The sequence below is a fragment of the Arthrobacter sp. YAF16 genome (genome assembly GCF_052113385.1).
In the GTDB taxonomy this organism is placed as follows: domain Bacteria; phylum Actinomycetota; class Actinomycetes; order Actinomycetales; family Micrococcaceae; genus Arthrobacter.
The window spans coordinates 379197-397358 of the sequence record NZ_JBFRDC010000001.1 but is presented as its reverse complement, the minus strand read 5'-3'; the positions used below and the strand labels follow the sequence as shown (position 1 = coordinate 397358).

At 67.8% G+C, this 18162-nt stretch carries 16 protein-coding genes; 6 read left to right on the top strand and 10 right to left on the bottom strand.

All coding sequences use genetic code 11. The features are described 5' to 3' along the window. Positions 1-85 precede the first annotated feature (85 nt). The gene (locus AB4Y91_RS01910; protein ID WP_441416883.1) at positions 86-547 is read left to right on the top strand and encodes an Lrp/AsnC family transcriptional regulator; all 462 of its coding nucleotides are present in this window, start codon (positions 86-88) and stop codon (positions 545-547) included. Between the two features lie 24 nt (positions 548-571). On the opposite strand, the gene galU is transcribed toward AB4Y91_RS01910, so the two are convergent. The 7 genes from galU to paaA all read right to left on the bottom strand — a co-directional run bounded on the left by galU (position 572) and on the right by paaA (position 6472). Beyond that, positions 572-1462, bottom strand: a complete 891-nt coding sequence (gene galU, locus AB4Y91_RS01905; RefSeq protein WP_441416882.1) for a UTP--glucose-1-phosphate uridylyltransferase GalU — start codon at positions 1460-1462, stop codon at positions 572-574. Between the two features lie 93 nt (positions 1463-1555). Continuing rightward, complete coding sequence (locus tag AB4Y91_RS01900) at positions 1556-2338, bottom strand: enoyl-CoA hydratase/isomerase family protein (protein WP_441416881.1); 783 nt, start codon at positions 2336-2338, stop codon at positions 1556-1558. Positions 2339-2362: 24 nt separating this feature from the next. Further along, positions 2363-3589, bottom strand: coding sequence for a 1,2-phenylacetyl-CoA epoxidase subunit PaaE (gene paaE / locus AB4Y91_RS01895; protein WP_441416880.1), 1227 nt, complete (start codon positions 3587-3589; stop codon positions 2363-2365). A 15-nt stretch (positions 3590-3604) separates the two neighbouring features. Further along, entirely contained in the window at positions 3605-4159 is a 555-nt protein-coding gene (paaD, locus tag AB4Y91_RS01890) for a 1,2-phenylacetyl-CoA epoxidase subunit PaaD (protein ID WP_441417833.1), read from the bottom strand. Positions 4160-4200: 41 nt separating this feature from the next. Then, positions 4201-5130 carry a 1,2-phenylacetyl-CoA epoxidase subunit PaaC gene (gene paaC / locus AB4Y91_RS01885; RefSeq protein ID WP_441416879.1) on the bottom strand — a complete coding sequence of 310 codons (930 nt, stop codon included), beginning with the start codon at positions 5128-5130 and terminating at the stop codon, positions 4201-4203. Next, positions 5127-5432 carry a 1,2-phenylacetyl-CoA epoxidase subunit PaaB gene (gene paaB, locus AB4Y91_RS01880; protein ID WP_028265291.1) on the bottom strand — a complete coding sequence of 102 codons (306 nt, stop codon included), beginning with the start codon at positions 5430-5432 and terminating at the stop codon, positions 5127-5129. The genes paaC and paaB overlap by 4 nt, the downstream gene beginning before the upstream one ends. Continuing rightward, positions 5429-6472, bottom strand: coding sequence for a 1,2-phenylacetyl-CoA epoxidase subunit PaaA (paaA, locus tag AB4Y91_RS01875; RefSeq protein ID WP_441416878.1), 1044 nt, complete (start codon positions 6470-6472; stop codon positions 5429-5431). The genes paaB and paaA overlap by 4 nt, the downstream gene beginning before the upstream one ends. A gap of 170 nt (positions 6473-6642) precedes the next feature. Between paaA and AB4Y91_RS01870 the strand changes: the two genes are divergently transcribed. The 4 genes from AB4Y91_RS01870 to AB4Y91_RS01855 all read left to right on the top strand — a co-directional run bounded on the left by AB4Y91_RS01870 (position 6643) and on the right by AB4Y91_RS01855 (position 13324). Then, positions 6643-7704, top strand: a complete 1062-nt coding sequence (locus AB4Y91_RS01870) for an LCP family protein (RefSeq protein WP_441416877.1) — start codon at positions 6643-6645, stop codon at positions 7702-7704. A 29-nt stretch (positions 7705-7733) separates the two neighbouring features. Next, a complete protein-coding gene (locus AB4Y91_RS01865; RefSeq protein ID WP_441416876.1) occupies positions 7734-9950 on the top strand; it encodes a S9 family peptidase in 2217 nt (738 codons plus the stop codon). Between the two features lie 220 nt (positions 9951-10170). Continuing rightward, positions 10171-10935 (top strand): peptidoglycan-binding protein, encoded by a 765-nt coding sequence (locus tag AB4Y91_RS01860; protein ID WP_441417832.1) that lies wholly within the window; start codon positions 10171-10173, stop codon positions 10933-10935. A 7-nt stretch (positions 10936-10942) separates the two neighbouring features. Then, entirely contained in the window at positions 10943-13324 is a 2382-nt protein-coding gene (locus AB4Y91_RS01855) for a hypothetical protein (protein ID WP_441416875.1), read from the top strand. Between the two features lie 197 nt (positions 13325-13521). On the opposite strand, the gene AB4Y91_RS01850 is transcribed toward AB4Y91_RS01855, so the two are convergent. The 3 genes from AB4Y91_RS01850 to pta form a co-directional block, all read right to left on the bottom strand. After that, positions 13522-14094: a GNAT family N-acetyltransferase gene (locus tag AB4Y91_RS01850; RefSeq protein WP_441416874.1), complete on the bottom strand. Its 573-nt coding sequence runs from the start codon at positions 14092-14094 to the stop codon at positions 13522-13524. 125 nt (positions 14095-14219) lie between these two features. Further along, complete coding sequence (locus AB4Y91_RS01845) at positions 14220-15389, bottom strand: acetate kinase (protein WP_441416873.1); 1170 nt, start codon at positions 15387-15389, stop codon at positions 14220-14222. Between the two features lie 8 nt (positions 15390-15397). Next, the gene (gene pta / locus AB4Y91_RS01840) at positions 15398-17539 is read right to left on the bottom strand and encodes a phosphate acetyltransferase (RefSeq protein ID WP_441416872.1); all 2142 of its coding nucleotides are present in this window, start codon (positions 17537-17539) and stop codon (positions 15398-15400) included. Positions 17540-17630: 91 nt separating this feature from the next. Here pta and AB4Y91_RS01835 point away from each other — a divergent pair, with 91 nt between their 5' ends. After that, the gene (locus tag AB4Y91_RS01835; RefSeq protein ID WP_441416871.1) at positions 17631-18152 is read left to right on the top strand and encodes a hotdog fold thioesterase; all 522 of its coding nucleotides are present in this window, start codon (positions 17631-17633) and stop codon (positions 18150-18152) included. The last annotated feature ends 10 nt before the right edge of the window (positions 18153-18162 follow it).

Sequence of the window (18162 nt, the reverse complement as noted above, 5' to 3'; positions counted from 1 at the left end):
AATCATGGAGAAGTCCCGGATTTTGCCCTAACCTGAAAGACAAAACGTAAATGTGAGCTGGATTACCGGCGGAGGTTGTGGACAAATGGCAGAGGCGGAAGCGGACCAGGCGGTACCGCTCGACGACGTGGACCGGAACATCATCGCCGAACTGACCCGTGACGGCCGGATGTCCGTGACCCAGGTGGCCGAGAATGTCCACATTTCCCGCGCCCACGCGTACACCCGGATTGCCCGGCTGACCGGCGAGGGGGTCCTTACCAAGTTCACGGCGCTCGTGGATCCGATCAAGGCCGGGCTGAAGTCATCCGCCTACGTGACGCTGAAGGTGCGCCAGCATTCCTGGCGGGAGCTTCGGGAACTGCTCCGCGCGATTCCCGAGGTGCACCACATCGCCCTGGTGGGCGGTGACTTCGACGTCATTCTGCTGGTCCGCGCCGTGGACAACGTGGACCTGCGCCGGGTGATCTTCGACCAGCTGCAGTCCATGCCCGGGGTCCTGGACACGCAGACGTTCCTGGTGTTCGAGGACCTGGATACCCGCTAGCCGTCCCGAGCCGCAGGGCTCCGGTCAGTTCACGAAACCCTTGAGCCAGATCTTGAGTTCTTCGCCGAACTCAACGCGCTCGCAGGCGATGGTGATGACGGCCTTCAGGTAGCTGAGCTTGTCTCCGGTGTCATAGCGCCGGCCCTTGAAGACCACGCCGTAGACGCCGGAACCTTCGCCCTCACCGACGGCCAGGGACTGCAGCGCATCCGTCAGCTGGATCTCGCCGCCGCGCCCCGGCGGGGTGTCCTCCAGGACGCCGAAAACAGACGGGTGCAGCACGTAGCGGCCGATCACGGCAAGGTTCGAGGGCGCCTCGCCGGCGGCCGGCTTCTCAACCAGGCTGTTCACCCGGACGAACTCCTCGCCCTCGATGGCCGTAATGTCCGCGCATCCGTAAGCGCTGATCTGCGAAGGATCCACCTCGATCAGGGCAATCACCGATCCACCCGTCTTCTGCTGCACCTCCATCATGGTGGTGAGCAGGTCCTCGGCTTCATCTATCAGGTCATCGCCCAAGAGGACGGCAAACGGCTCGTCGCCCACATGCTGGCTGGCGCACAGCACAGCGTGCCCCAGGCCCTTGGCCTCTCCCTGCCGGACGTAGTGGATGGGTCCGAGGGCGGAGGCCTCGTGAACCGCGGCCAGGCGCTCCGTGTCGCCCTTGAGCTCCAGCGTCCGCTCGAGCCCGGGCGCCCGGTCAAAGTGGTCCTCCAACGCGCGCTTCTGCCGCCCCGTAATCATCAGCAGGTCCGTGAGCCCGGCCCTGACAGCCTCTTCGACCACGTACTGGATGGCCGGCTGGTCCACCACAGGCAGCATTTCCTTAGGCATCGCCTTCGTTGCCGGCAGGAAGCGGGTGCCCAGTCCAGCGGCAGGAATGACAGCCTTAGTTACAGATTTCCCCAAAGTCATAACCGAACATTACAAGCGCGTTCCGGAAATGAGAATGCTTCGTAGCAAAGACGAGTACTAGCGCAGCCAGGGCTTGGTAAGGCGCAGGAGCGGCTATCTGCCCTTGAAAACCGGGGCGCGCTTCTCCTGGAAGGCCAGGAAACCCTCGGCGTAGTCCTCGCTCTTGCAGAGGCGGGCCTGCTCGGCGTTCTCCTCCTCCATAGCCTCCCAGAGGCCAAGGCGCTGGTCGCGGATATGTGCCACCAGTTCCTTGCTGGCGTTGAACGCTCCGGTGGCGCCGGTGGCCACCCTGGCGACGATGGCACGGGTGTTCTCCAGCAGCTCCTCCGCCGGCATGGCGCGGCTGAACAGTCCCTGCGCCACCGCCTCGGCGCCGCTCATGAGCTCCGCGGTGTAGATCAAATCGAGGGTGCGGTGCATCCCAAGCCGTTCGGTGAAGTACCAGTGCCCGCCGGAGTCCAGCGTGGCGCCGAGCTTGGCGAAAGGGGAACCGAACTTGGCCGTGTCCGCGACGTAGACCACGTCCGTGGCCAGCAGCAGCCCGAGCCCCACCCCCAGGCAGGCGCCCTGCGCTGCGGCGAAGGTGGGTGCCGGGAAGGAGCTCATCTTCTTTAGCAGCGGCTGGACGAGTCCGCCCAGGTAGGCCTGGGCGTCGTCGCTCTCCGGAGTCACGCCGGCGATGTCCCTGCCCGCGCAAAAGGCACGGCCCTCGCCGCGCAGCAGCAGCACCCGCACCTCCCCGCGCGCGGCGGCGTCGGCGGCGTCGTCGTACGCCTGTGCCAAATCCTGCAGCGCCTGCTCGTCCAGCGAGTTCAGCTTCTGCGGCGCGTCCAGGACAACCTCGGCGATGCCGTCGGCGATGGTCAGGGAAATCATGCGGCTCCTTGGATGGGTGAAGGCTTAGACGTCGAAGTCGACGGTGACTTCGGCGGTGGTGGGATGGGACTGGCAGGTCAGCACGTAGCCCTTGTCCAGTTCGTCCTGCTCCAGCGCGTAGTTCTCGTCCATCGTGACCGAGCCGCTGACCACCTTGGCGCGGCAGGTGCCGCAGACGCCGCCGGCGCACGCGAAGGGGACGTCCGGCCGGACCCGCAGGGCCGCGTTGAGGATCGATTCGCGGGCGTGTGTGGGGCTGGCGACCTCGCCCTGCAGTCCGTCGAGCTTGAAGGTGATCTTGTACGTCTCTTTGGACTCGTCCGCGATCACCGGCCGGCCGATGTTGCCCTCGGGGCGGTCCGGCTTGCCGGAGCTGAACAGCTCGAAGCGGACGTGTTCCGGCTCCACGCCCCGGGCCGCAAGGGTGTCGCGGCACAGCTGGACGAGCTCGAACGGTCCGCAGAGGAACCATTCGTCGACGTCGTCGGCGTGGATCGCGGTGCCCAGCAGCGCCTGGAGCTTTTCGGCGTCGATCCGGCCGCTGAGCAGCGGCGCGATCCGCTGTTCGCGCGAGAGCACATGGTGCAGCGCCAGGCGCGACGGGTACTTGTCCTTGAGGTCCGCGAGTTCCTCAAGGAACATCACGTCCATGGCGGCCTTGTTGGCGTAGATCAAGTCGAAGCGGGTATCCGGGTGGGCAGCGAGCAGCGTCCGGGCGATCGCGATCACGGGAGTGATGCCGGATCCGGCGGCGATGGCGACAAACGATCCGGGCTCCCCCGCCAGCTCTTCCGGATGGTTCATGGAGTTCATGACGTTCTGTTCCACGGGCTTGCCGTCGCGGCCGTGCTTGGACACAAAGGCGCCCATCGGGCTCATCACGTCCAGGACGTCGCCGGCCTTGAGCTCGGAGTTGGCCCAGGTGGAGAAAAGGCCGCCGAGGTCCTTCTTGATGGCCACACGGATCTCGCTGCTGCCGTCCGCGAAGCTGCGCGGCTCCGCGCAGATCGAGTAGCTGCGGCGGATTTCCTTCGGCTCGCCGGACTCGTCCGGAAGGGTGGTTCGCAAGGCGACGTACTGGCCCGGGAGGTAATCGAACTGGCCGGCCAGTTCAGCCGGAACGCCGAAGGTCACCTCGATGGCGTCATCGGTGAGCCGGCGGACTTCGTCCACCGTCAGGGCGTGGAAGGACGCACGACGGCGGCCGGTGGCTGCGGCCGACTCGGCGGCGGTCTGGCGGACAACAGTCATGGAGGCACCTGTTCCTTACAAAACTTTGAAGTAGTCGAACGGTTCCTTGCAGTCCTGGCAGACGTACAGCGCCCTGCAGGACGTGGAACCGAAGCGGGTGAGTTCCTTGGTGTTCAAAGATGAACACTGCGGGCATTTGACGGCGAGGGACAGGCGGATCGGCCCGGCGTGCCGGACGGCGTTGGAGTGGCCGGAAGGCGGGGCGATCCCGTACTGCTCCAGCTTGGCCTTGCCGGACTCGCTCATCCAGTCCGTGGTCCATGCCGGGGAAAGAACCAGCTCAACGTTGACGCTGGGATAGCCCTCCCGGTTGAAGGCGGTTACGAGGTCGTCGCGAATGGCGTCCATGGCAGGGCAGCCCGAGTAGGTGGGCGTGATGGTGACGTGCACGGCCGGGACCATGCCGCCGTCGTCTGCGTTTGGTTCCTTCGTCACCCGGACGTTGCGAAGGATCCCGAGGTCCTCGATGGTGAGGACGGGGATTTCCGGGTCGCAGACCGTGGCGGCGACGTCCCAGGCTTTCTGATCCGCAGTCTTCTGGTCTGCGGTCTTCTGCTGCCCGGGTGCCATGGAATCGGCCGTGGGGTGGCTGACGTACATGTCCGGCATGGTTACCAGCTCGCTCCGGGGAATTCGCGTGCCAGGACCTGCATTTCGGAGAGGAGGTAGCCCAGGTGTTCCGAGTGGAGTCCGCGGCGGCCGCCGCCCGGTGCGGGCTGGACCTGCGGGACTTCCAGTTCCGCTTCCGCGAGCACCGCGCCGGTGAGGCGGTCGAAGTCGGCGCGCAGGCTGGAGGGCTCGACGGCGGCACCGGACTCGCTGAGGCGGTGGGTAAGCTCATCGTCGCGGAACAGCTCGTCGACGTAGGGCCAGATGACCTTGAAGCCGTGGATCATCCGCTGGCGGGACTCGTCCGTGCCGAGGGCCAGGCGCAGCACCCACTGGGCGCTGTGGTCGCGGTGGTAGTCCACTTCCTTGACGGCCTTCGCCGCAATGCCGGCCAGGGTGGCGTCGGTGGAGTCCACCAGCCGGCGGTACAGCTCGAACTGGTAATAGCTCACGACGAACTGCCGGGCGATCGTGACCGCGAAGTCGCCGTTCGGGATTTCGAAAATCTCGACAGACCGGAACTCAGGCTCGCGGCGGAAGTACGCAAGATCGTCCTCGCTGCGGCCGTCAAATCCGCCGGCGTAGCTGAGGAAGGAGCGGGCATGGCCCAGCTGGTCCAGGGCGATGTTGCCCAGGGCGATGTCCTCTTCGAGCTCCGGCGCACGGGAGATCCAGTGGCCCAGGCGCTGGGCCAGGACCAGGGCGTCGTCGCCCAGGCGGAGGGCGAATTCGGCGGCGTCTTCGCTGGGCTTGGCGGTGCCGCGGCTGACGGCCAGGGCAATGTCCTCCGGGCGGAGGGCATTTCCGGGGGTGATCCGGGTGGCGCTGGCCATGCCGTCGCCGCCGGCTCCTGCCCCGGTGACGCCGACGGAGATGTCCCCGTGGCCGGCGTCGTGGGCGTTTGCTTCAGTCGTTGCTTCGGGGGTGCTCACAGGTGCTTCACGCCTTCGCTCTTGGTGTAGTACGTCGCGTGCCGGTAATCCTTGCCCTGCGGCGACTCGAAGAAGGAGCCCTTTGAATCCGGGTCGCTTGAGGCGATGGCGTCGGCGGGGACTACCCAGATGGAAACGCCCTCATTGCGGCGGGTGTACAGGTCCCGCGCGTTGCGCAGGGCCATCGCGGCGTCCGGGGCATGCAGGGATCCGGCGTGGACGTGGGAGAGGCCGCGGCTGGAGCGGACGAAGACTTCCCAGATGGGCCAGACGTTGCCTGCGTGGGGTTCGGGGGTTGTCATGCTGCGGATTCCTTCTCTGCGTGCTTTTTGGCCTGTTTTTCCGCGTAGGCGGCGGCGGCTTCGCGCACCCAGGCACCGTTCTCGTGGGCTTCGCGGCGCCGTTCCAGGCGCTGGGCGTTGCACGGTCCGCGGCCGGCCAGGACTTCGTGGAACTCATCCCAGTCCAGCGGGCCATGCTCCCATTTCTTGGTTTCTTCGTTGAAACGGATGTCCTTGTCCGGGAGGGTGAGTCCCAGGACCTTGACCTGCTCCATCATCATGCCGACGAAACGGTTGCGGAGCTCGTCGTTGCTGAAGCGCTTGATGTTCCAGGCCATGGACTGCTTGGAGTTGGGGGAATCGTCATCCGGCGGGCCGAACATCATCAGGGCCGGGGCGTACCAGCGGTTCACGGCGTCCTGGGCCATCTGCTTCTGCTCGGGGGTGCCGTTCGAGAGTTCGAGCAGGATTTCGAAGCCCTGCCGCTGGTGGAAGGACTCCTCCTTGCAGACGCGGACCATCGCGCGGCCATAGGGGCCGAAGGAGGCCCGGCAGAGCGGCACCTGGTTGGCAATCGCAGCGCCGTCGACCATCCATCCGATGGCACCCATATCCGCCCAGGTCCGGGCCGGGTAGTTGAAGATGGAGGAGTACTTGGCCTTGCCGTTCATCAGGTCCTGCATCATCTGGTCGCGCGGCTGGCCAAGGGTCTCGGCGGCGGAATAGAGATAGAGGCCGTGACCGGCCTCGTCCTGGACCTTGGCCATCAGGATGGCCTTGCGCTTGAGGCTCGGGGCGCGGGAGATCCAGTTGGCCTCGGGCTGCATGCCGATGATCTCCGAGTGCGCATGCTGCGAGATCTGGCGCAGCAGGGTTTTGCGATAGGCCGGCGGCATCCAGTCACGGGGTTCGATCCGGGAGTCCTCCGCCATGACTTTGTCGAAGTAGGCCTGCCCCTCGGCATCACGGCGGGCCGCGTCCTCCGGGCTCATTTCATGCCGCGTTTCGTGCCGTGCCGGCGATGGCTCGGCGGGCACTGACTGCAGGGTCTGCGATGCCATGGTTGCTCCTATGCATTTCCGATAAATAATTACCGACCGTTCGTTCAGGATATGCGGAAGGCGGGAAGGGAGTCAAGCACCGCGGCGCTGGCCGCGGCAGCCGACACGCGGGGCGCCCGGCGGCCCGGAGGAGACGGACCAGCCATGGCCTCCGGTGATATTGTCCGGTCATGGCAACGCCGGAAGCAGCAGAACCACCAGCAGCACCACCCCCGCCACCGACGGGCCGGCGGCGCCGCCGGATCCTGTTCGCCGCCCTGGGGCTGCTGCTGACCGCCGGCATTGCCGCGGCGGCCTTCCTGATGGCACCGCGGACGGAGAACGCGGCCCCGCCGCAGACCCCGGCCCCGAGCGCCACACCAGCGGCGACCAAGAAGCCTAAGCCCACCCCGCCGCCGGAGCCTCCGCCCACCGCGCTGAACATCCTGCTGGTCGGCAGCGACAGCCGGGTCAACCAGCGGGCCGCGGCCGCTGCGGGCAAGCCGTCGACCCAACTGGCGGACAGCATCGTGTTCGTGCACATCCCCGCCAACCGGAAGCAGGCGTACGGCATCTCCCTGATGCGTGACCTGTGGGTGGACATCCCCGGCCACGGCCAAGCCAAAATCAACTCAAGCCTGCTGCTGGGCGGCCTCCCCCTGGTGACGCGGACCGTCGAGTCCCTGCTGGGCCAGCACGTCAACCACACCGTCATGGTCGATTTCCAGACTTTCGCCGCCCTGACGGACGCAGTCGGCGGCGTCGACGTTAATGTGAAGCTGCCCTTTGAGTCGACCATCGACCCGGGGGTCAGGTTTCCGGCCGGAGTGAACCGGCTCAACGGCGCCCGGGCCCTGGACTTCGTCCGCGAACGCAAAGCGTTCGCCGACGGCGACTACCAGCGCGTCCGCAATCAACAGACCTTCCTCAAGGCCGTGCTGACCAAGGTCGTCAAGCAGGGCGCAACCGACCGCGCCACCGCCCGCAAACTGGCGACCACTGCACTGCCCCGCATCACGGTGACCCCGGGACTGACCTTGGACGCCCTGGCACGCCTGGCGTTCAGCTTCCACACCACCCCGGCCAACGGCGCCGTGTTCTTCACGCTGCCGACGGCGGGGGTCGGAACCAGTGCGGACGGGYAATCCATTGTGCTCGAGGATCCCGCCGCCACCGCGGAGATCGCTGCGGCCCTCCGCGCCAACAAGCTCAGCAACTACGTGGCCGCCCATAAACTGCAAAACGGCAACTGACCGGCGCGGGGGTTGGGTAGATTGGGTCCATGACGCAGACTCCCGTGCAGCCTTCCCCGCAGCCCCCCGTCGCCAAGAAGGTCCCCGCCCCCCGCACCCACCACGGCGACGTGTTCGAGGACGACTACGAGTGGCTGCGGGACAAGGAATCCGCCGAGGTCGTGGAACTCCTGAAGGCCGAAAACGCCTACCAGGAAGCCGTGACCGCCCACCAGGAACCGCTGCGCGAGGCCATCTTCCAGGAAATCAAGGGACGCACCCAGGAGACCGACCTCTCCGTGCCGAACCGCAAGGACGGTTGGTGGTATTACACCCGCTCGGTCGAGGGCAAGGAATACGGCATCCAGTGCCGCGTCCGCGCGCAGGACAGCGGCGACCGCGTGGCGGACTGGACTCCCCCCGCCGTCGAGGTCGGCGTCGAAATCCCGGGCGAGGAAGTTCTCCTGGACGGCAACATTGAGGCCGAAGGCAAGCCGTTCTTCGCCGTCGGCGGCTCCGCGGTCACCATCGACGGGAACCTGTATGCCTACGCCGTGGACAACGCCGGCGACGAGCGGTTCACCCTGCGCATCAAGGACCTCCGCAGCGGCGAACTGCTCCCGGACGTGATCGAGAACGTCTTTTACGGCATCTCCTTCTCCCCCGACGGCACCCGGATCTTCTACACCGTGGTGGACGCGTCCTGGCGCCCGTACCAGGTGAAGTCCCACGTCCTGGGCACGCCCGTCAGCGAGGACGACGTGATCTACCAGGAGGACGACGTCGCCATGTGGCTCGGCTTCGAGCTCTCCGCGGACCGCCGGCACCTGGTCCTGGGCATCGGCTGCTCCGAGTTCAGCGAAACCCGCCTGCTGCGCTTCGATGACCCCGATGCCGGGCTGACAACCGTTATTTCCCGCGACGAGCGCATCCTGTACGAGGCCGAACCGTTCCTGCTGACCGGCCCGGACGGCGACAAGTCCGAAACCATCCTGCTGACCCACAACAAGGACGCCATCAACTCGATGGTCTCGCTCGTGGACCCGGCCGAACTCGCCAAGCCCGCCGCCGAGCAGCACTGGCGGACCGTCGTCGCGCATTCCGACCAGGTGCGCGTCAACGGCGCCGGCGTCACCTCCACCCATCTGGTGCTGTCCATCCGCAAGGACACGATCGAACGGGTGCAGGTCCTTCCGTTGGCGGGCCTCGGCACCCCGGACCAGGGCGCACCCGTGGAGCCGGCCTTTGACGAGGAGCTGTACACCGCCGGGGTGGCCGGCTCCGACTATGAGGCCCCCGTCATCCGGATGGGCTACACCTCCTACTTCACGCCCTCGCGGGTCTACGACTTTGTGCTGCCGACGGCGGAAGCGCCCGCCGGCGAGCTGCTGCTGCGCAAGGAGAGCCCGGTGCTGGGCGGCTACTCGTCCGCCGACTACGTCGCAACCCGGGAATGGGCGGTGGCGTCCGACGGGACCCGCATCCCGCTCTCGGTGCTCCGGCACGCCTCGGTGCGGCAGGATTCGACCGCGGCCGGGCTGGTCTACGGCTACGGCTCCTACGAACTGAGCATGGACCCGGGCTTCGGCATTCCCCGGCTCTCGCTGCTGGACCGCGGCATCGTGTTCGTGATCGCGCACGTCCGCGGCGGCGGCGAGCTGGGCCGGCACTGGTACGACGACGGCAAGAAGCTGCACAAGAAGAACACCTTCACCGACTTCATTGCGGCCACCGACTGGCTCGCCGGATCCGGCTGGGTGGACCCGGCCCGGATTGCGGCGATGGGCGGCTCCGCCGGCGGCCTGCTGATGGGCGCCGTGGCCAACCTAGCGCCGGAAAAGTACGCGGCGATTGTCGCAGCCGTCCCGTTCGTGGATGCCCTGACCACCATCCTTGACCCGGAACTGCCGCTCTCCGCCCTGGAGTGGGAGGAATGGGGCAACCCGATCACGGACCCGGACGTGTACGCGTACATGAAGTCCTACACGCCGTACGAGAACGTCCGGGCGGCGGCGTACCCCAAGATCGCGGCCGTCACTTCGTTCAATGACACGCGGGTGCTCTACGTGGAACCGGCCAAGTGGGTGCAGCGGCTGCGCGAGGTGAACACCGGCAGCGAGCCGATCGTGATGAAGATCGAGATGGAGGGCGGCCACGGCGGCGCCTCCGGCCGCTACGTGCAGTGGAAAGAGCGCGCCTGGGACTACGCCTTCGTCGCGGACTCCCTCGGCGCCACGGAACTGCTGCCCGGCGCCGGGCTGAAGTAGGCGTCGCCTCTCCCCCGTCGGTCGCTCCGTAACCGCCGTTTTGAGCCTTCAAAAGGTCCGTTACGGAGCAACCGACGGAATATCCAGCCTCCCGTGTACCCAAATTTGATCATCATGCTTACTATTGACCTGCACTAGGCACGTAGTTGGAGACACTGCTCACTGGGGGCAGCAGGAGACCGTGCCGGAACTGGAGTCATTCGTGAGCACTGAACAAGCTATGAGCGGGCTGTCCGACGAGGAACTGATGGCCGAGGGCGCCACCGCCCTGCCGGACAAGGAAGTTGCCTCGGTCCTGGATCTGAACGCCGACCTCAACCTGGGCATCGAGGCCGCCGCGCCGATCGACCTCGCCGTCGCTGCCAACGCCAACGTCGCGGCCCCGATCGACGCCGCCGCATCGGCGAACATCCTCTCCGCTGGCTCGGAGGCGCAGGCCCTCTCCGACCAGGGCGTCATCATCGACCAGGGCATCACCGCCGACGCCAACGCCACCTCCGTCCAGGACAGCGGCATCGACCAGGCCGCCGACTCCACCGCACCCACCGCGGCCGGCGATGCCGGTACGGCCGCTCCCACGGCCGACGGCGGCACCACCGCGACGGTCGATGCCGGAGGGGTGCTTCCGGACGGAACTGTGGACGGCGCTGTTGGCGACGCCACGGGCGTCCTTCCGGACGGCACGGCACCCGACCTGGGCGGCGCCGTGGACGGCGCCGTGGGCGGAGCAACCGGAGCACTCAACGGCAACCTGCTGAACGTCGACGTCAACCTCGACGCCAACGCCGGCATCACCGCGCCGATCAACGGTGCGGTGGCCGCCAACGCCAACGTTGCGGCACCGATCGATGCCGCCGTCGCCGCCAACATCGGCTCGATCGACAGCAACGCGTTCGCCGTGTCGCAGCAGGATGCGATCATCACCCAGAACATCGAGGGCGAGGCAACGGCCTCGGCTGACCAGCAGTCGAACATCCAGCAGTAGCAACTAGATGACTACCTTGCATGGCGGGCCGTCCGCGCAGGACGGCCCGCCGGTCTCTGCCGCCCCGGGCACCCTGCCGCCTCCGGCCCTGGCCGACGGCGTCCAGCTGATCGGCGAGACGAAGGGCTCCGGCTACAAGCAGGCCCCGTCGTTGGTCCGGCGTGCCGACGGCCAGACGATCCAGCTGACTCGCCTGCTCTACTTGGTGCTCGAGGCCATCGACGGCCGCCGCAGCCTGGAGGAGATCGCGCAGCACGCCGGCAGCGCCTACGGCAAGCCAGTCAATGCGGGGAACGTCCAGACACTGATCGACTCCCAACTGCTCCCCCTGGGCCTCCTGCGGCTGGCCGACGGCTCGCAACCCGAAGTCAAGAAGTCCAACCCGCTCCTGGGCATGCGCTTCCGGTACTCCGTGACGGACCCGGAACGCACGCGGAAACTTACCGCCCCCTTCGCCACACTCTTCAACCCGCTGATCGTCGTGGCCGTGACCGCCGCCTTCCTGGCGACCTGCTGGTGGGTGCTGATGGTCAAGGGGCTCGCCTCGGCCACCCATGAGGCCTTTGCCAATCCGAGTCTGGTGCTGCTGATCCTGCTGGTCACGGTACTGTCGGCCGGCTTCCACGAATTCGGGCATGCCGCCGCGGCCCGCCGCGGAGGGGCCACGCCGGGCGCCATGGGCACCGGTCTGTACCTGATGTGGCCGGCGTTCTACACCGACGTCACGGATTCGTACCGGCTGGGCCGCGCCGGCCGGATCCGCACCGACCTGGGCGGCCTGTACTTCAACGCCATCGTGGCTGTGGCCATCATGGGTGTCTGGTGGGCCACCGGTTTCGACGCCCTGCTGCTGGTGGTGGTCACCCAGATCCTGCAAATGGTCCGGCAGCTGATGCCGATGGTCCGGTTCGACGGGTACCACATCCTCGCTGACGCCACCGGAGTCCCGGACCTCTTCCAGCGGATCAAGCCGACCCTGCTGGCGTTAATTCCCTGGCGCAAAACCGATCCCGAGGCCCGGCTCCTCAAGCCCTGGGCCCGGGTCGTGGTCACCGTTTGGGTGCTCGTCACCGTGCCCTTGCTGCTCTTCAGCCTGGTCACCATGGTGCTTACCCTGCCGCGGATCCTCGGCACCGCTTGGGACAACGGTTGGAAGCAGCAGGCCATGCTCTCGCACAGCGCCGCCTCGGGCGATTTTGCCGATGCTGCCGTGCGGGGGCTTGCGATCATCTGCATTGCGCTGCCAGTCCTGGGCATCTTCTATATCCTGCTGCGCCTGGGCCGGCAGTTCGTGACCGGCCTCTGGCAGCGGACCCGCGGCAAGGCACTGCAGCGCGGCGTCGCCATGGCCGCCATCGCAGCTGTCACAGCGGGCCTCGCCTGGGCCTGGTGGCCCGGCGCCGAGACCTACCGCCCGGTCCAGCCCTACGAACGCGGCACCCTCAGCGACATCACCACGGCCGTGTTCCCCGCCGCCTCGACCAAGGCGATGAAGGAAGGCCAGGCCGGCCGTACCGTGGCGCTCTGGCCGGCCGGCGCGAAGAAGCCCACCCGCGAGGACCCACAGCTGAGCATGGTGTTGGTACCCCGGGAAGGGTCTGCCCCAGCCGGCGGATCCGGCACCACGACGGCGGCCCCGTCCTGGGTGTTCCCCTTCGACAAACCGGCCGCACCGGAAGAGGGCGGCAACCAGTCGCTGGCCGTCAACACCACAGACGGTTCGGTCGTGTACGACGTCGCCTTCGCATTGGTGTGGGCCGACGACGGCGAAGACGTCCGCAACACCAACGAGGCGTATGCCTTCGCCAGCTGCAAGGACTGCGCCGCCGTGGCAGTCGGTTTCCAGGTGGTGCTGATCGTGGGCCAGGCGGATGTGGTCGTGCCGGAGAATCTCTCCGCCGCCGCCAACTACAACTGCCTCAGGTGCCTCACCTACGCCCTGGCCAGCCAGTTGGTCCTCACGCTGGACGGGCCGCTGAGCCCGGACGGCATGTCCAGGCTCACCGCGCTGTGGCAGCAGATCGCGGAGTACGGGCGGAACCTGCAGAACGTTCCGCTCTCGGAGATCCAGGGCAAGCTGAACGGGTTCAAGGAACAGATCATGGAGATCGTCCGGACGGACCCCAGCGCCACCCCGGGCGGGGCCGGCACGCCGACGGCGCCGGCAACGGCTTCGCCGGGCGCCACCCCCGGGTCCACACCCTCGCCGTCGCCTACCACGACGGACCAGCCCGGCCCGGGTGCAACCGTCCCGCCCGCACCGGACGCCACGCTCGACCCGGAGCCCAGCCAGCCTGTGGACGGCGCCACCGAGCCGGCCCCCGCGCCGGGTCCCGGCGAAGAGACCGCCTCGCCCGCCACCACGACCTCAGCTCCGCCGGCCCCGTAGGCCGCCGTCGGGAGTTGTCGGCCGCCGTCGTTGACGCTCCAGCCCAGTTCATGGCTGCATGAACCTGGCCGGGATCAGACGAGCCGCGGGACCTCGGGGGCCGCCGGAGTCCGGAGGCTGCGGGTACGGGAACAACTGGGCGGGAGCGTCGGGAGCTGTCGGCCGGAGCAATCGCCGGGTTGTACGGGCCCGCGCACCTACCCAGGCTGGCGGGCCTGCCACTCCTCGGCGAGCATCGCGTAGACCACCTCGGTGGCCCACTGGCCCTTGTAGTGCCACTTGTCCACTTGGGTGGATTCCAGCCGCATGCCGAGGCGCTCACACAGGGCCGCGGAGGCGGTGTTTAAGGCATCCAGCTTGGCATCGATCCGGTGGAAGCCAAGGTCCTCAAAACCCAGCTTCAGCATCGCCTGCGCAGCTTCGGCCGCGTAGCCTTTTCCGCGGGCTTCCGGCGCCAGGCTCCAGCCGACCTCGGCCTGGCCGCAGCCGGGGAGCCACTTGAGCACCACCTCGCCCAGCAGTCCCGGCGAGTCGGCAGCCTCGATTGCCAGCGCCACCCAGTCGCCCTCCTTTTCGAAGACGAAGTTGGCGTACTTACCCACGTACTCCATCGACTGCGTGTAGCTCTTGGCCTCCCGCGGGAGGAAGCGGGCGGTTTCCGGCAGCGAGTGGTAGGCGTGGAAGGCGTCCAGGTCCCCGGCCTCGAAGCGGCGCAGCACCAACCGCCGAGTGCGGAGGGGCAGCCGGAAGGAAAGGTTCGGTTCGGTCATGCCCCCAGCCTAGGACCCGTTCCCCGCCGGTTGCTCCCCGCTGGCCCCCCTCCCCTCGCAAGCTCGGTCAGGGAACCCTGCCGGCGCGGGCCCAGCAGTGCCGTTTTGAGCCTCCAGAAGGGCGGTTACTGAGCAACCGATGAGCGGGCGACGACGGCGGCGGTCGCCTCCGCGATCGCGCGTTCCTCGTCGGTGGGCACCACCAGCACTGGCAGGGCCGACTCGGGCGTGGAAATCACCCGGGGTTCCTTGGACCGCTCTCGGTTCAGCCCGGCGTCGAGCTCCACGCCGAGAGCCCCCAGCCGTTCCGCGACCAGGCTCCGGAACTGGTGCGAGTTTTCGCCGATCCCGGCGGTGAAGACCAGGGCCTTCGCGCCGCCGACGGCCACGTGGTAGCCGCCGATGTACTTGGCCAGCCGGTAGGAGGCCACCGCGAGGGCCATGGCGGACTTGGCGTCGCCGGCTTCGGCCGCCTCGACGACGGAGCGCATGTCGTTGTTCCCCGCGAGGCCCTTGAGCCCGGACTGGCGGTTCAGCATGGAATCGAGGTCCTCGGCGGACCAGCCGGCCCGGCCCAGGAACACCAGGATCGACGGGTCCAGGTCGCCGGAGCGGGTGCCCATCACAAGGCCCTCCAGCGGGGTGAAGCCCATCGAGGTGTCGATGGACTTGCCGCCGCGGATGGCAGTGACCGAGGCGCCGTTGCCGAGGTGCGCGATGACGGCGTCGAATTCGTCCACCGGCAGGTCCAGCAGCGCCGCGGCCCGGTGCGCCACATACTCGTGCGAGGTGCCGTGGAAGCCGTAGCGCCGGATGCCGTGGTTGGTGTAAAGCTCGTCCGGCACGGCGTAGCGCCAGGCGTGTTCGGGCAGGGTGCGGTGGAAGGCGGTATCGAAGACGGCCACCTGCGGCAGCTCCGGCCACTTCTTCGCGATCGCGCGGATGCCGAGGACGTTGGCCGGGTTGTGCAGCGGCGCCAGCGGGTTCAGCCGTTCGATGGCGCGGGTGATCTCGTTATTGACCAGCACGGGCTCGGCGAAACGCTCACCGCCGTGCACCACACGGTGGCCTACGGCGTCGAGCGGCCGGTCACCCAGTGCCTCGTGGATCGCCCCGTCCACTTGTTCCAACGCCTCCGCGTGGTCGCGGGGGCCCTCAATCTCGCCGTCGCCGTCACCGCCGTTGCCCATCCCGATCTTCTCGACCAGCCCCTCGGCAAGGACGCTGCCCGCTTCGACGTCGCGGACCTGGTACTTGAGCGAGGATGAGCCGGAGTTGATGACGAGAACGAGCATGGGGCCTCCTAAGCCTTGGCTTCGACGGGCTGTACGGTTGCGTGTCCGGCGGCCGGCGCGGCGGCCTGTCCCGTGGCCGGCTGGGCCGACTGGGCCTGGATCGCGGTGATGGCGACGGTGTTCAGGATGTCATCCACCGTGCAGCCGCGGGACAGGTCGTTGACCGGTTTGCGGAGCCCCTGCAGCACGGGCCCGACGGCGACCGCACCGGAGGACTGCTGGACCGCCTTGTAGGTGTTGTTGCCGGTGTTCAGGTCCGGGAAGATGAAGACCGTCGCCTGGCCGGCCACGGACGAGCCGGGCATCTTGGACTCGGCGATGGCGGCGTCGACGGCGGCGTCGTACTGGATGGGGCCCTCCACCGCGAGGTCCGGGCGCCGCTGGCGCACGAGTTCGGTGGCCTGGCGGACGGCGTCGACCGCTTCGCCTGCCCCGGAACCGCCGGTGGAGTAGGAGAGCATGGCAACGCGCGGTTCGACGCCGAACTGGGCAGCGGTTTCGGCCGAGGCCAGGGCGATGTCCGCGAGCTGCTCCACATTGGGCTCGGGGTTGACCGCGCAGTCACCGTAGACCAGCACCCGGTCCGGCATCAGCATCAGGAACACGGAGGAGACGATCTTGACGCCCTCGCGGGTCTTCACGAACTCCAGCGCCGGACGGATCGTGTGTGCCGTGGTGTGCGCGGCGCCGGAGACCATGCCGTCCACCACGCCGAGCTGGACCATCATGGTGCCGAAATAGCTTTCGTCCTGCATCACCTCGAGTGCCTTCGCCAGGTCCACGCCCTTGTGCGCGCGCAGCTCCGCGTATTTCTGCGCGAAACCCTGGCGCAGCTCGGAGGTGGCCGGGTCCACGATGTTGATTCCGGCGAGGTCGATCCCCTGGGTGGCGGCAAGTTCGCGCACGTCCGCCTCCCGGCCCAGCACGGTGAGCTCGCAGACGTCCCGGCGGTGCAGGATCTCCGCGGCCCGGAGGATCCGGACGTCCGTGCCCTCCGGCAGGACGATGTGGCGGCGCTGCGAACGGGCCCGTTCGATCAGGTCATGCAGGAAGCGCAGCGGCGTCATCCGCTCCGGCCGCGGCAGATGCAGCCGCTCCAGCAGTTCCGCCTCGTCCACGCGTTTGGCCCACAGGCCCAGCGCTGACGCCACCTTGCGGCGGTGGCCGGACCAGATTTCGCTGCGCACCTCGGAGACGCGTTTGGCGGTCACGTAGGTGTCGTCCGGGGCGGCGAAGATCGGGAACGGGGCCTGCGCCAGGAGCGAGTAGATAGTGGGGTCCGGGGCCAGTCCGCCGGTCAGGATCAGCGCCGACGGCACCGGGAATTCCGGCGAGAAGGAGGAGGCCAGGCAGGCCACCAGCACGTCCGCCCGGTCGCCCGGAACGATCACCAGCGCGCCGTCGTCGAGCACGTGCAGGAAGTTGGCCACGTTCATGGCCGCGACCTTGACCGAGTGCACATCGCGTTCCAGGTCCGGCAAGCCGGCCACCTGGCCGATGCCCAGCGCGGCGGCCACCTCGCCGGTGGTGGGCCGCGCGATGTCCTCCAGTTCGGGGAAGACGTATACCGGCCGGCCGGAGGCGCCCGGGCGCACCGCCGCGGCGATTGCCTCCAGGTCCTCGGGATTGGCACGGTTGACCATGATGGCCAGCAGGGTGCACCGCTCGGCCAGGAGTTCCTTGCGGGCCACCTCGACGGCGTCCGCGGTTTCGGCCACCGTGCGGCCCTTCGCCCCGACGACGGCGACCATCGGCGCCGCGAGGTTGTTGGCGAGCCGGGCGTTGAGGTCGAATTCGACGGCGGCGTCCTGGCCGGTCAGGTCCGTGCCCTCGATGATCACCACGTCGCAGTGCCGGGACATCTCCGCGAAGATCTCGACGCAGCGCGAGTCGATCTCCTCGCGGTTTCCCTCCGCGAGCAGGCCCCGGACCTCGGCGAAGGTCAGACCGCTGCGGCAGCGGTCGTCGTCGAGGTCGAAGCGGGACTTCATCAGCGCAACCATCGGGTCCGCGTCGGCGCGGCCGTGGACCACGGGCTTGAAGAAGCCGATGCGGTCCGCGTGCCGGTGCAGGGTGTCTGCCAGGCCCAGAGCAATGAGCGACTTCCCGGATCCCGGCGTCGTCGCGCTGACATATATTCCTTTGGCCATGTGTCCCAGCATACTTACACCCCTTGACAGCAGGCACCCGGATGGGATTACCTAATGAACATTCGGTAAATAAAGCTGGAGGCAATGACGCATGGCTGAACTGACGATTTCCGGTGACACCCACCCCATCCTGAAAGACGACTACGCCTCCGAATGGATGGGCATTGAAGTCCTGGCGCTCGACGACGGCCACGCCACCATCCGGATGCCGCTCCGGCAGGAGATGCTCAACGGTTTCGGCATGGCCCACGGCGGCATGATCTTCGCCTTCGGCGACACCGCCTTTGCCCTCGCCTGCAACCCGGTGAAGCCGGGCGTGGCCGAGGAAGGCACCATCACCGTGGCGTCCGGCGTCGACATCAACTTCATCAAGCCGGCCTTCCGCGGGCAGATCCTGACCGCCGTCGCCAACCACCGCGCCAGCACCGGCCGCAGCGGGCTGTACGACATCCAGATCTACGCTGCCGACCCCGCTGCCATCCCCGGCCCGGCAGGCTCCCCCGCCGGCTCCACACCGGCCACCACACTCCCGGGCGGGCTACCCTCCGACATCGCACCGGGCGAACTCATCGCCGAGTTCCGCGGCCGCAGCCGCACCATCTCCAAGAAATAGAAACAGGGAC

Excerpts from the sequence above, each read along its gene's own strand:
- AB4Y91_RS01910 (WP_441416883.1), top strand. The coding sequence starts at position 86 with ATGGCAGAGGCGGAAGCGGACCAGGCGGTACCGCTCGACGACGTGGAC.
- galU (WP_441416882.1), bottom strand. The coding sequence starts at position 1,462 with ATGACTTTGGGGAAATCTGTAACTAAGGCTGTCATTCCTGCCGCTGGA.
- AB4Y91_RS01900 (WP_441416881.1), bottom strand. The coding sequence starts at position 2,338 with ATGATTTCCCTGACCATCGCCGACGGCATCGCCGAGGTTGTCCTGGAC.
- paaE (WP_441416880.1), bottom strand. The coding sequence starts at position 3,589 with ATGACTGTTGTCCGCCAGACCGCCGCCGAGTCGGCCGCAGCCACCGGC.
- paaD (WP_441417833.1), bottom strand. The coding sequence starts at position 4,159 with ATGGCACCCGGGCAGCAGAAGACCGCAGACCAGAAGACTGCGGATCAG.
- paaB (WP_028265291.1), bottom strand. The coding sequence starts at position 5,432 with ATGACAACCCCCGAACCCCACGCAGGCAACGTCTGGCCCATCTGGGAA.
- paaA (WP_441416878.1), bottom strand. The coding sequence starts at position 6,472 with ATGGCATCGCAGACCCTGCAGTCAGTGCCCGCCGAGCCATCGCCGGCA.
- AB4Y91_RS01865 (WP_441416876.1), top strand. The coding sequence starts at position 7,734 with ATGACGCAGACTCCCGTGCAGCCTTCCCCGCAGCCCCCCGTCGCCAAG.
- AB4Y91_RS01860 (WP_441417832.1), top strand. The coding sequence starts at position 10,171 with ATGAGCGGGCTGTCCGACGAGGAACTGATGGCCGAGGGCGCCACCGCC.
- AB4Y91_RS01855 (WP_441416875.1), top strand. The coding sequence starts at position 10,943 with ATGACTACCTTGCATGGCGGGCCGTCCGCGCAGGACGGCCCGCCGGTC.
- AB4Y91_RS01850 (WP_441416874.1), bottom strand. The coding sequence starts at position 14,094 with ATGACCGAACCGAACCTTTCCTTCCGGCTGCCCCTCCGCACTCGGCGG.
- AB4Y91_RS01845 (WP_441416873.1), bottom strand. The coding sequence starts at position 15,389 with ATGCTCGTTCTCGTCATCAACTCCGGCTCATCCTCGCTCAAGTACCAG.
- pta (WP_441416872.1), bottom strand. The coding sequence starts at position 17,539 with ATGGCCAAAGGAATATATGTCAGCGCGACGACGCCGGGATCCGGGAAG.
- AB4Y91_RS01835 (WP_441416871.1), top strand. The coding sequence starts at position 17,631 with ATGGCTGAACTGACGATTTCCGGTGACACCCACCCCATCCTGAAAGAC.